The organism is Kribbella pittospori (assembly GCF_004331465.1).
Classification (GTDB): Bacteria; Actinomycetota; Actinomycetes; order Propionibacteriales; family Kribbellaceae; genus Kribbella; species Kribbella pittospori.
The window spans coordinates 394,977-406,244 of record NZ_SJKB01000007.1 but is presented as its reverse complement, the minus strand read 5'-3'; the positions used below and the strand labels follow the sequence as shown (position 1 = coordinate 406,244).

The window sequence follows — 11,268 nt, the reverse complement described above, 5'->3', positions numbered from 1 at the left end:
GAGCGTACGGCCCGGCGTCGGACGCCGGACTCGCGGCTGACAGAATCGACGGTCATGGCCACCCCTGCCCAGTGGATCGAAGGCGCGCGCCCACGCACGCTGCCCGCCGCGATCTCCCCTGTCCTCGTCGGAACCGGTGCGGCCGCGTACCTGGACGGCTTCGTCTGGTGGAAGGCCCTGCTCGCGCTCGGCGTCGCGCTGACCCTGCAGATCGGCGTCAACTACGCCAACGACTACAGCGACGGCATCCGCGGCACCGACGAGAACCGGGTCGGCCCACTGCGCCTGGTCGGCTCCAAGGTCGCCACTCCGGGACAGGTGAAGACCGCAGCCTTCACCTGCTTCGGCGTGGGCGCCGTACTCGGGATCATCCTGTGCGCCACCTCCAACTGGTGGCTGCTGGTCGCTGGGGCGGCGTCTCTGCTCGGTGCGTGGTTCTACACCGGCGGCAAGAAACCGTACGGGTACCGCGCACTCGGTGAGGTCAGCGTCTTCCTCTTCTTCGGGCTGGTCGCCGTACTGGGTACGACGTACGTCCAGGCGGAGACGCTGAGCTGGACGGCCGTCGCCGGTGCGGTCTCGATCGGGTCCATCGCCTGCGCCCTTCTGGTCGCCAACAACCTCCGCGACATTCCCACCGACACCGTCACCGGCAAACGCACCCTCGCCGTAGTCCTCGGCGCCGCTAACTCCCGCCGCCTGTACGCCGCCCTCGTCGTACTGGCGTTCGTCCTGGCAGCCGTCTCCGCGTTGGCAACTCCCTGGACCCTGCTGGCCTTCATCGCCATCCCCCTGGCCGTCCAGTCCATCCGAGTAGTCCTCAGCGACGCGGTTGGCCCAGCCCTCATCCCCGTCCTGAAAGGGACTGGGCTCACCGAACTCCTCTATGCCATCGGCCTTGGAATCGGGCTCGCACTCGGCGGCTAAGTGCTGGATCTCGTCAGCCACAGGCCGGTGAAGACGGCGGTGATCAAGGTGACGGCGCCGGCCACGGTGAAGGCGCTGTCGAGGCCGGTCTCGAACGAGCCGCCACCGGATTCGCTCGTGCGGACGATGGCTCCGAGCATCGCCACGCCGAGCACCGCGCCGATCTGCCGCGTCGTACTGCTGATCCCCGAGGCCAGGCCTCCCTCCTGCGAGCTGACCGCCTGGATGGCGGCACCGGTCAGCGGCGACATGGTCAACGCGAAGCCGGCGCCGACGACTGCCAGCCGCCACCACACATTCCCGTAGCCGGTGTCCGAGTGCACCGAGCCCAGGGTCAGCAGCCCCGCCCCGGCCAGCGCAAGGCCGATGGTGACCACGATCCGGAAGCCGTACCGCGCGGCCAGTCGGCCTGCGTACGGGCTGACGAAGACCATCGCGAGTGAGGTGGGCAGGGTCTGCAGGCCGGCCCGCAGAATCGAACTGCCCTGCACGGTCACGAAGAACTGGGAGAAGAAGAACGACGAGCCCATCAGCGCGAACCCGACCACGACCATCGCCGTGTTGGCTGTCGTGAACAGCCGCTGCCGGAACAACCGCAGCGGCAGCATCGGCGCCACCCGACGGCCTTCGACCACGACGAAGCCGGCCAGGAGCAGTGCCGCGGCGGCGAAGCTGGTCAGGATCACTGGCGAGGTCCAGCCGCGGGAACCGCCCTCAATCAGTCCGTAGGTCAGCGCCCCTACCCCGAGGACCGACAGGATCGTCCCAGGGACGTCGACTGCGGCGGCGCTCGGGTTGCGCGACTCGCCCAGGATGCGCAGACCGACCAGCACCAGTACGACACCGATCGGCACGTTGACGAGGAAGATGGCGGGCCAACCGAACGCATCTGCCAGCACTCCGCCGGCCACGGGACCGGCGGCCAGACCGATGCCGCTGATGCCGGCCCACAGCCCGATCGCCCTGACTCGCTCCTGAGGCCTCGGACAGGCGGCAGCGAGCAATGCCAGGGACGCCGGGCTGAGCGCCGCGGCACCGATCCCCTGCAGCACCCGCCCGGTGATCAGCCAACCGATCGACGGCGCGAGGGAGCACAGTACGGACGCTGCGGTGAACACCGCGACACCGGCCAGATACAACCGCTTGCGGCCGAACCGGTCGGCGAGAACTCCGCCGGACAGCAGCAGCATGGCGACCACCAGAACGTAGGCGTCGACGATCCACTGCAGGCCGGTCAACTGAGTGTGCAGTCGGTGCTGCATGTCGGGCAGCGCCGCGCCGACGATCGTGTTGTCGAGCAGCACCATGAACTGGCCCAGGCAAGTCACCGCAAGCAACGCTGCCCGGCTCGATCGACCGGCTGCCGGCGCAGTCGTCGCAATGTCTTCGTACGCGGTCACGGCCGCTCCTCTTCCGTCTGTTCGCACCCAAAAGCAGGCGATGCCTGCGTTAAGGGACAGTACGGCGGTTGGCCCCGCAAAAGCAACTGATAACTGCGTTAAGGTGGGGCTCATGGAGGATCGGCAGCGAACCCGGCGACCTGGCGGCCGCAGCGCGCGTGTCAACGCGGCAGTGCACCAGGCCGTCACGGATCTGGTCGGCGAACGCGGCTACGGCAGCTTCACCGTCGGCGATGTCGCCGACCGCGCGGGCGTGGCCGACAGCAGCATCTACCGCCGGTGGGGCAACCTGGAAACCCTGCTCACCGATGTGGCGCTCACCCGCCTCAACGCGCGCTCGCCGATGCCCGACACCGGCAGCCTGGCCGGCGACCTGCGCACGTATGCGGCCGCGGTGGCCCGCGAGATCACCGGACCCGACGGCTTGGCAGTACTGCGCCTGACCATGGCCCTGACCAGCAGCGGCCAACAAGGCCTGCAGGCACGCGACGATTTCCTCGGCGAACGCAGACGCCAGCTCCAGTCCATGCTCGATCGCGCTCAGGAACGCGGCGAAAACCCACCCGACGCACTCGCCGTGCTCGACCACATCATGGCCCCGATGTACATCCGAGTCCTCTTCGGCGCAGACCCCCTAACCCCCGACTACATCAACAGCCTCGTCGACCGCCTGCTGTAAGCGTTCCCTCCCCAGCGCTGCCGCGCGCCACCGAACCCCTGGCCGGCGCCCGTCAGCAGTACGACCGCCCTGGCGACAACCCATCGACGGTTGGAAGGTGGGACGTACGCGGACGTGTGTGCATCAACACGTACGCCCCACCGGTCTTCGAGTCGGGCGCGAAGCAGGGCAGACGCTCTACAGGCACGCACCGTGCCGGTCGTGAGAATCGCCGGTCTTACTCATCGTCGAGCCACTTCGCGCCCGTACTGTCGCGGTGGTAGCCCTGGTGATAGCCGATGACACATCGTCGACCTGTCATCGGGTTGGCTCCATCGCACGGCTCGTCGGCGTCCAGGATCGGCCAGCCGCTTTGCGTCTCCACCTTCGGAGGCGAGTTCTCCTGGCCCCCGCCCCACTCCACCCCGCTAACGGCTCCGTACCCCGCATCGGTGTGCATATGGAGACGCTAAGTGGGCGCACAGGAGGCGATGGGGACAGATTGTCCCCCCAGCCTGTCAACGTCAGCGGACAGCTTTGAGCTGGTCGGCAAGTTGTGTCGCGCTCCGCCTCACGTGTGCAGGCGCATCCGCCACCAGCTGGTCAGCCAGCTGTCGCACCCATGGAATGAGCGCCACCGCCTCGTCGGACACATCGGCGGCGGCTCGCAGATACTCGATGGCGACCTTCGGGTCATTCCGTAGTGCATGAGTTTGCGCAATCTCCAGCAGGAATCGCGATCGGCGTACGACGGACGGAATAGTCGTAGGGTCCAGACGTCTCGCGTGCACGATTGCCTCGCCGGTTCGGCGCAGGCCGCCGCTGACGATCACACCGATGATCTCAACGTTCGTCCCATCGAATCCCGACTGTAGGTGTGATGCGCCTGGGGGCATCATCCGGGCGGTCAACGCGGCCTGATCGAGGTATCGGAACGCGTCACCCGCTCGGCCGGCGAACCCGTGAGCGGCCGCAGCCTCAAGTTGCAATGCCCCCAAGACACCGAGAACCTCGGGGGTCGGCTTTGCCAGGACCGGCGCAAGCGTCCTGACCCCGACGTCAGCCAGGTGGGCAGCTTCGTCGAAGTAGCCCGAAGCACTAAGGCTGACCGACGACGACCACGCGGCCAGGGTCACCGAGAGCCGGGTGTCCGCGCTCTCGGACATGGCGCGTCCACGTTCAACGGCCACGGCATGAAGCTCCGGCTCGCTGATGTGCGCCAAGAGACGCTGGACGAGCCTGTAGAGGTCGCCGGCCGCAGCCTGCGCCTGCCTCCGCTTAAAGCCCTGGTGTGCCTGAATCGCCCCGTGTGCCTGATGGATCAGGGTCGGCAGTTCCGTCCCTACAACAGTGCGTTGCCGGGGCGTGGAGTGCCAAACTCGCCAGAGCCGACTCACGCGTTGCTGGAGGTCCTCGGGCGTCAGCAAAGGATGTCCGGACGGAATCAAGGCGGCGAATCCGACCTGTCTGATGGCGTCTCGGATTGCGGGGACAGTGTGATGGATCTCGCCGTCCCACGCGCTCGAATCCACCGGCTTGTCGTCACCAGTCAAGACGGACAGGTCGGCGATGCCTAGCGCGTCCGCGACCGCCAGGAGCATTGGCAGCTTCGTGATCTGGCGCTGGCCCCTCTCGACCTTCTTCAACCAGTCAGGACTACGCCCGACCAATCCAGCCAGCACAGCGCGCGACATGCCTCGCTCTCGGCGAAGCACCTCGATGCGCTCGCCGGTCGTCAGCGCCTTCAGGTCCGGCACTTCCCCGCCTGCCCTCATCCGCTACCTGCTGAACCTTCACAATGTAGAACATGACAACACTCGGCGTGACTGGACACAGCCAGCTCAGCGAACGTGGCGCCGAACTCGTCTACCGCGATCTTGTTGAGCACGTGGCCGGTTACCCGGCTGAGGAGCTGGTCGGGATTACCTGCCTGGCGCGAGGCGCGGACCAGCTGTTTGCTGATGCCATCCTTGACCGAGGCGGTCGCCTGGAGATCATCGCGCCGTCGATCGACTATTTCGACCACATCTCCGACGAGCAACAGCGTGCGCGGTGTACTGCCTTCCGGCAGCGGGCCGCTTCGGTGCACACGCTGCCGCACGCACACGCAGGATCGGCGGCCTATCTCGCTGCGAGTGAACTGCTTGTAGACCGCTGCGACAGGCTGATCGCGGTCTGGGATGGCGGCGACTCCAGCGGTACGGCGGATGCCGTCGCTTACGCTCGCTCGCTCGGCCGAGAGATCACAATCGTCTGGCCGGAGGGCGCTGAGCGAGTCTCGTTCTGACCTTCCTCGCAGATGTGTTTGACACGATGTCAGCCACCCGCGGTCGTCTCGCCGAGGTGCTCAGGCCAAGCAGCGACCGCGGGCGACGAAGGAGCCCAACCGCGGGCGGCAGCCCGCAAGGAACGTCGGGTGGGCGGGAGCGCGCGTAGCGGTCGCGACGGAGGAGCGGCTGCGTAGCACGCTGGGAAGAACTACTCCCCCGGTTCGCGCCAGCGGCCTGTGGTGGCGAAGGTTTCGAGGGTGGTGGTGTACGGCGTGATGTCGATGCCGCTCGTGCGGAGCCAGGCGTCGTCGTAGTACGTGTTGCCGTAGCGCTCGCCGGAGTCGCACAACAACGTGACGATGCTGCCGCGGACGCCCGTACGGCGCATCTCCGCGGCCAGCCGCAGCGACCCCCACAGGTTGGTGCCGGTGGAGCCGCCGACCAAGCGGCCGGTGACGCGGGAGCAGAAGCGCATGGCTGCGATTGACGCGGCATCCGGGACCGAGATCATGCGGTCGACCACGCCGAGGACGAACGACGGTTCGACGCGGGGGCGCCCGATGCCTTCGATTCGGGAGGGGCGGCCGGTGGAGTAGTCGTCGTCGCCGGCTTCGAAGGCGGGGAAGAAGGCCGAGTTCTCCGGGTCGACGACCGCGACCGAGGTGTCGTGCCGTTGGTAGCGGACGTAGCGGCCGATGGTGGCCGACGTACCTCCGGTGCCGGCGCCGACGACGATCCAGCTCGGCACCGGGTGCTGTTCCAGGCGGAGCTGGTCGAAGATCGACTCGGCGATGTTGTTGTTCCCGCGCCAGTCGGTGGCGCGCTCGGCGTACGTGAACTGGTCCATGTAGTGGCCGCCGGTCTCCTCGGCCAGCCGCTTCGCCTCGCCGTAGATCTGGCCGGACCGTTCGACGAAGTGGCAGCTGCCGCCGTAGAACTCGATCAGCTCGACCTTCTCCGGGCTGGTCGACCGCGGCATCACCGCGACGAACGGCAGGCCGAGCAGGCGGGCGAAGTACGCCTCGCTGACCGCGGTCGAGCCGCTGGACGCCTCGATCACCGTGGTGCCCTCGCCGATCCAGCCGTTGCACAGCGCGTAGAGGAACAGGGACCGGGCCAGCCGGTGCTTGAGCGAGCCGGTCGGGTGCACGGACTCGTCCTTCAGGTACAGGTCCACGCCCAGCGCGTCCGGCATCGGGAACACGTGCAGGTGGGTGTCCGCGCTCCGGTTCGCGTCGGCGTCCACGATCCGGATCGCCTCCGACACCCAGGCGCGAGCCTTGTCGTCGCGCCGGTCCACCTCACGGCACACGTCAACCTCACTCATGCGGGCCAGGCTAGGGCGTAGCAGGCGATTTGAGTATTCCTACGCTGAGCAAGCGGGCTTCCGGACGGAACGATGAGACGTATGGTGCCCCTGGGATTCGAGCCGCACTTCTCCACCGGCGAGATCGTGCTGATCGCAACTGTCGTCGTCGCGTTCGGAGTGTTCAGCGCCCTGCCGGCAACGGCCACGCTGGCGGCGGTCGGCTACCGCAGAGGCATCCGCCACCCCGGATGGAACGCCTTCTGGTACTGGCTGTGGGGCACCGCCCTCGCGCTGGCCGGCGTGGTCGGCATCCTCTTCGTGCACCCGTCCTGGTGGTCCGTCCCGCTGAGCTGGCCGCTCCCGCTCCTGCTCGCCTGGATCCTCAATCCGAAGGTACGGCGACCCGGGAGCGAGCTAGGTTGGACGGACACGAGGCCCAGCCAGCAGGGGGAACGATGAGCGAGAACGAAGAGCGCCCGACCCGGCAGCGGGTCACGCTGACCGACATCAGCTCGCGGGCGTGGGAGCACCCGGCCGACCGCGGTGCGCTGGTGGCGTTGCGGCAGCTGAAGGGCTTCGACTTCATGCTGAAGAAGATGTCCGGCCTGATCAACGAGCGGGCCTTCCGGCTGCAGTTCCTCGGCTCGGCGATCCGCGTCGACGAGCGCCAGTTCCCCCGCGTGCACCGGCTCTACACCGAGGCCGGCAGCACCCTCGACGTCCGCCAGCTGCCCGAGTTGTACGTCATCAACAGCCCGATCTGGAACGCCGTCACGATCGGTATGGACCGGCCGTTCATCGTCGTGAACAGCGCCTTGCTGAAGGGTATGGACGAGGAGGAACTGCGTTTCATCCTCGGTCACGAGCTCGGCCACGCGCAGAGCGGGCACGCGCTCTACCAGTCGCTGCTGTTCTGGTTGATCAGGCTGACCGGCGCGGTGAACTGGATGCCGATCGGCGCGCTCGGGGTCCGCGCGATCATCGCCGCCCTGCAGGAGTGGTCCCGGAAGGCCGAGCTCTCCGGCGACCGGGCCGGCCTGCTCGCCACCCAGGACCCGGCCGTCGCGCTCCGCGTGCAGATGAAGTTGGCCAGCGGCGGGGAGCTCGGTGAGCTCGACACCACGGCGTTCCTGGCGCAGGGGACGGAGTACGAGAGCGCCGGCGATCTGCGCGACAGCCTGCTGAAGCTGCTGCTGCTCGAGGCGCAGTCGCACCCGCTGGCCGTCATCCGCGCGCACGAGCTGCGGCGCTGGGTGGACGAGGGCGAGTACACCACGATCGTGTCCGGCACCTACCCGAAGCGCCAGGACGACGACACCGCCTCCATCTCCCAGGAGGCCAAGAACGCCGCCAAGTCGTACTCCGACGCCTTCAGCCGCTCGCAGGATCCGCTCGCCAAGTTCCTCCGGGACCTCGGCGACGGCATGGGTGGCGTCCGCGATTGGGTGTCCAACAGGTTCCCGCCCAGAAACTGACTGGCGCCGCACACTCGTCTGCGGGGATTCTGTCCGTCGTGATCGAACTACGGGACATCGGGCCTGACGACTGGAAGCTCTGGCGCGAACTACGACTGGCGGCGCTGGCGGACACACCGTCCGCCTTCGGTTCGGTCCACGCGGACTGGGTCGACGCGCCGGAGGAGCGGTGGCGCGAGCGGCTGACCCTGCCCGGCTGCTACCAGGTGATCGCGAGTCTCGACGGTACGGCGGTCGGCATGGCCGGCGGTCTGCCGGCCGACGAGCCCGGTGTCGCTGAGCTCGTCTCGATGTGGATCTCCCCGACAGGCCGTGGCAAGGGAGTCGGCGACGCGCTGATGGCCGCGATCGAAGACTGGGCTCGCACCACCGGCGCCCACACTCTTGAGCTGGCGGTTGCGGATGGCAACGAACCCGCCCGGAATCTCTATCTCCGCAACGGATTCACCGACTCCGGTGCCCCCGGCAACCTGATGCCGGACGGCGTCCGGATGGAGTCCTGGCTGCGCAAACAGCTCTGACGTCATACGACGAAGGGCCCGCTTTCCCCTCCTCCCGTGGAAAGCGGACCCTTCGAGTTTCGCGGGCTGGATCAGCCCATGTGGACCGGGCCGTTCTGGTTGTCGTTGGCAAGATCCTGGTGCTTGATCGACAGACCGACCAGCGTGACCACGGCCGCACCGAGCATCAGGAACGTCGACCACAGGAACGCGCGGGTGAAGCCGTGCGTGGTGGCGACCGCCGTGAACTGACCCTCCAGCTGCTTCAGCTGGGTCGGCGACTGACCGGACTCGGCCGCCTTCTGCAGGCCCGGGGCCAGCTCGGTGAACTTGTCCTTGATCGCGTTGGTGGAGATCGTGCCCAGCAGCGCCAGGCCGACGGCACCACCGATCTGCTGGACCGTGTTCAGTACGGCGGAGCCGACACCGGAGTCCTCGTTGGCGACACCACTGACCGCGGTCAGCGTGAGCGGCACGAAGATCAGACCCATGCCGAACGACAGCAGCAGGATGAACGGCAGCAGATGGACCAGGTACGACGAGTCGACGTCGAGCTGACTGAACCCGAACATCCCACCCGAGACCAGCACCGCACCGGCACCGGCGATCCACCGCGGGTCCATCCGGGCGATCAGCGACGAGGCGACCTGCGCGGCAGCCACGATGCCGAGGCTGAACGGCAGGAACGCGAAGCCGGTCTTCAGCGCGCTGTAGCCCATGATGTTCTGCACGAAGATGCCCAGGAAGTAGAACATCGAGAACATCGCCGCGCCGACCACCAGCATCACGAAGAAGCTGACTCCGCGGGTCCGGTTGGCCAGGATCCGGAACGGCATCAACGCGTGCCGCGACCGGGCCTCGATCAGCAGGAAGGCCGCGATCAGCGCCAAGCCGCCGAGGATGAAGGTCAGCGTCACCGGGTCACCCCAGCCGTTCGTGGCCGCGTGGTTCAGGCCGTAGACCAGACCAGCCAGACCGACCGAGCCGGTGATCGCGCCGGGCAGGTCGAACTTCCCGGTCTGCCGGGCTGACTCGCCCAGGAACCGGAACGCCAGCACCGCCACGATCAGGCCGATCGGGGTGTTGATGAAGAAGGTCCACCGCCAAGACGCCTCGGTCAGCGCACCGCCGAGGATCAGGCCGACGGCCGCACCGGCACCGGACATCGCGGCGTACACGCCCATCGCCCGGTTGCGTTCCTTGCCGGCCGGGAAGGTGGTGGTGATGAGCGCCAGCGCGTTGGGCGAGGCCGCAGCAGCGGCGACACCCTGCAGGATGCGGCTGGCCAGCAGCACGCTCTCGCTCTGCGCGATCCCGCCGATGAACGACGCCACACCGAACAGCACGACGCCGAAGATGAACACCTTGCGGCGGCCGAGGATGTCCCCGATCCGGCCGCCGAGCAACAGCAGACCGCCGAACGCGAGCGCGTAGGCGTTGACCACCCACGGCAGCGAGGCGTTGCTGAAGCCCAGATCGTTCTGGATGTGCGGAAGGGCGATGTTGACGATGGTGCCGTCCAGCACCACCATCAGCTGCGCCATGCAGATCAGCGCGAGCGCGATACCGAGGTTCCGGTGGCCGTGACCGGTCTCCGTCACCGCGTCAACCGGCCGGCCCTCGGGCGGATCGGCTTTGACGACGTCTTCGGACATAGAACTATTCCCCTCTTGGGCGTAACTGCGTTGTGGTCGCGGACCGGCCCCTCACCGGTCAGCTCGCCTGCGACCCCCGCGCCGCAGGCAGAATGACGTTGTCGATCACTCGGAGGATCAGGTCGTCGGTCGGCTCGACGCCGAGCAGGAAGGCATGGTGGATGATCACCGCCGGCAGCGTGTTGGCCAGCAGTTCGACGTCGATGTCCGGGCTGACCTCGCCGCGGTCGATCGCACGCTGGTAGACCGTTGCCACCAGCCCCAGCCGCGGCGCCAGGAACCGCTGCTGGAACGCCTTCTGCAGCTCGGCGTCGTGCTGCAACGCGGTGAGCAGCCCGGCCATCACCGACATCGGCATCTCGTCGGTGAACCCGCCGGTGCCGCAGGCCAGCGAGATCAGGTCACCGCGCAGGCTGCCGGTGTCGACGTTCTCCGGCATCGGGCAACCCTTGGCTCGGCTGACCGCGTCCACCACCAGCTCGGCCTTGCTGGTCCAGCGCCGGTACAGCGTCGCCTTACTGGCCTTCGCCGCCGTCGCCACCGCGTCCATGGTCAGCCGGTCGTACCCCAGCTCGGCCACGAGCGCGACGGTCGCATCGAGGATCTCTTCCTCGCGACCACCCTCGACCCGCGGACGGTGCCGCACCCCGGCTGTCTCGACCATGATCACCCTGTGTGAGTTCGTAGTAGCAGATAGAACGAAACGGTTTCGTTCTATCCACGACTCTACGACTCATGTGAAGGGGTGCACAAACGATTTTGCCAAGAAACTGGCCGTGGCCTAGGTCACTCTCCGTACCAGTTGAACCAGTGGTACGGCGTTCAGTCCTCGTCTTCGGCCGAGCGGGCCTGCTCGATCCGCTGCGACATCTTCGTGGCCCGGCGTTCGATCTGGCCGGCCAGCCGCTCGCGGGCGGCGCGCAGGACGAAGATGGACAGGATCGAGGAGACGATCAGTGCCAGTAGCAACAACGGGAAGACACTCAGCTGTGCGTTCAGCGCGAACCACACAACGGCGAAGCAGACCGCGAACAACGCGGCCCGCAGGCCGGTGTAGATGGCGAACTCCTTCAT

At 67.5% G+C, this 11,268-nt stretch carries 13 protein-coding genes; 6 read left to right on the top strand and 7 right to left on the bottom strand.

All coding sequences use genetic code 11. From position 1 onward, the window contains the following. The first annotated feature begins 54 nt into the window (after positions 1-54). Positions 55-927: a 1,4-dihydroxy-2-naphthoate polyprenyltransferase gene (locus tag E0H73_RS24025; protein WP_131360256.1), complete on the top strand. Its 873-nt coding sequence runs from the start codon at positions 55-57 to the stop codon at positions 925-927. Here the strand turns inward: E0H73_RS24025 and E0H73_RS24020 are convergent. Continuing rightward, positions 924-2,327: a DHA2 family efflux MFS transporter permease subunit gene (locus tag E0H73_RS24020; RefSeq protein ID WP_202867531.1), complete on the bottom strand. Its 1,404-nt coding sequence runs from the start codon at positions 2,325-2,327 to the stop codon at positions 924-926. The two genes, E0H73_RS24025 and E0H73_RS24020, sit on opposite strands and share 4 nt — an antisense overlap. 112 nt (positions 2,328-2,439) lie before the next feature. Between E0H73_RS24020 and E0H73_RS24015 the strand changes: the two genes are divergently transcribed. Further along, positions 2,440-3,006 (top strand): TetR/AcrR family transcriptional regulator, encoded by a 567-nt coding sequence (locus E0H73_RS24015; protein ID WP_131360254.1) that lies wholly within the window; start codon positions 2,440-2,442, stop codon positions 3,004-3,006. Positions 3,007-3,223: 217 nt separating this feature from the next. Here E0H73_RS24015 and E0H73_RS24010 read toward each other — a convergent pair whose 3' ends face one another. After that, positions 3,224-3,370 (bottom strand): hypothetical protein, encoded by a 147-nt coding sequence (locus tag E0H73_RS24010; protein ID WP_238164196.1) that lies wholly within the window; start codon positions 3,368-3,370, stop codon positions 3,224-3,226. 139 nt (positions 3,371-3,509) lie between these two features. After that, on the bottom strand, positions 3,510-4,742 hold the full coding sequence (locus E0H73_RS24005) for a helix-turn-helix domain-containing protein (protein ID WP_165555796.1): 1,233 nt from the start codon (positions 4,740-4,742) through the stop codon (positions 3,510-3,512). Positions 4,743-4,792: 50 nt separating this feature from the next. Between E0H73_RS24005 and E0H73_RS24000 the strand changes: the two genes are divergently transcribed. After that, positions 4,793-5,272: a hypothetical protein gene (locus E0H73_RS24000; protein ID WP_131360249.1), complete on the top strand. Its 480-nt coding sequence runs from the start codon at positions 4,793-4,795 to the stop codon at positions 5,270-5,272. Between the two features lie 191 nt (positions 5,273-5,463). Here the strand turns inward: E0H73_RS24000 and cds1 are convergent, their stop codons facing one another. Beyond that, positions 5,464-6,582, bottom strand: coding sequence for an L-cysteine desulfhydrase Cds1 (gene cds1, locus E0H73_RS23995; protein WP_202867530.1), 1,119 nt, complete (start codon positions 6,580-6,582; stop codon positions 5,464-5,466). 81 nt (positions 6,583-6,663) lie between these two features. On the opposite strand from cds1, the gene E0H73_RS23990 reads away from it, so the two are divergent. From E0H73_RS23990 to E0H73_RS23980, 3 genes are read left to right on the top strand one after another with little or no spacing between them, the layout of a single operon-like run. After that, positions 6,664-7,023: a hypothetical protein gene (locus E0H73_RS23990; RefSeq protein ID WP_131360247.1), complete on the top strand. Its 360-nt coding sequence runs from the start codon at positions 6,664-6,666 to the stop codon at positions 7,021-7,023. Next, positions 7,020-8,039: a M48 family metallopeptidase gene (locus E0H73_RS23985; protein ID WP_131360245.1), complete on the top strand. Its 1,020-nt coding sequence runs from the start codon at positions 7,020-7,022 to the stop codon at positions 8,037-8,039. The genes E0H73_RS23990 and E0H73_RS23985 overlap by 4 nt, the downstream gene beginning before the upstream one ends. A 38-nt stretch (positions 8,040-8,077) precedes the next feature. Next, positions 8,078-8,560, top strand: coding sequence for a GNAT family N-acetyltransferase (locus E0H73_RS23980; protein WP_131360243.1), 483 nt, complete (start codon positions 8,078-8,080; stop codon positions 8,558-8,560). A 71-nt stretch (positions 8,561-8,631) separates the two neighbouring features. Here the strand turns inward: E0H73_RS23980 and E0H73_RS23975 are convergent, their stop codons facing one another. The 3 genes from E0H73_RS23975 to E0H73_RS23965 all read right to left on the bottom strand — a co-directional run bounded on the left by E0H73_RS23975 (position 8,632) and on the right by E0H73_RS23965 (position 11,268). Beyond that, the gene (locus tag E0H73_RS23975; protein WP_131360241.1) at positions 8,632-10,194 is read right to left on the bottom strand and encodes an MFS transporter; all 1,563 of its coding nucleotides are present in this window, start codon (positions 10,192-10,194) and stop codon (positions 8,632-8,634) included. Positions 10,195-10,252: 58 nt separating this feature from the next. Then, positions 10,253-10,858: a TetR/AcrR family transcriptional regulator gene (locus tag E0H73_RS23970; RefSeq protein WP_131360239.1), complete on the bottom strand. Its 606-nt coding sequence runs from the start codon at positions 10,856-10,858 to the stop codon at positions 10,253-10,255. A 158-nt stretch (positions 10,859-11,016) separates the two neighbouring features. Continuing rightward, the gene (locus E0H73_RS23965) at positions 11,017-11,268 is read right to left on the bottom strand and encodes a DUF4229 domain-containing protein (RefSeq protein ID WP_131360237.1); all 252 of its coding nucleotides are present in this window, start codon (positions 11,266-11,268) and stop codon (positions 11,017-11,019) included.

Coding starts and splice junctions, on each gene's coding strand:
- E0H73_RS23975 (WP_131360241.1), bottom strand. CDS start 10,194: ATGTCCGAAGACGTCGTCAAAGCCGATCCGCCCGAGGGCCGGCCGGTT.
- cds1 (WP_202867530.1), bottom strand. CDS start 6,582: ATGAGTGAGGTTGACGTGTGCCGTGAGGTGGACCGGCGCGACGACAAG.
- E0H73_RS23965 (WP_131360237.1), bottom strand. CDS start 11,268: ATGAAGGAGTTCGCCATCTACACCGGCCTGCGGGCCGCGTTGTTCGCG.
- E0H73_RS24025 (WP_131360256.1), top strand. CDS start 55: ATGGCCACCCCTGCCCAGTGGATCGAAGGCGCGCGCCCACGCACGCTG.
- E0H73_RS23970 (WP_131360239.1), bottom strand. CDS start 10,858: ATGGTCGAGACAGCCGGGGTGCGGCACCGTCCGCGGGTCGAGGGTGGT.
- E0H73_RS24000 (WP_131360249.1), top strand. CDS start 4,793: ATGACAACACTCGGCGTGACTGGACACAGCCAGCTCAGCGAACGTGGC.
- E0H73_RS23990 (WP_131360247.1), top strand. CDS start 6,664: ATGGTGCCCCTGGGATTCGAGCCGCACTTCTCCACCGGCGAGATCGTG.
- E0H73_RS24015 (WP_131360254.1), top strand. CDS start 2,440: ATGGAGGATCGGCAGCGAACCCGGCGACCTGGCGGCCGCAGCGCGCGT.
- E0H73_RS23985 (WP_131360245.1), top strand. CDS start 7,020: ATGAGCGAGAACGAAGAGCGCCCGACCCGGCAGCGGGTCACGCTGACC.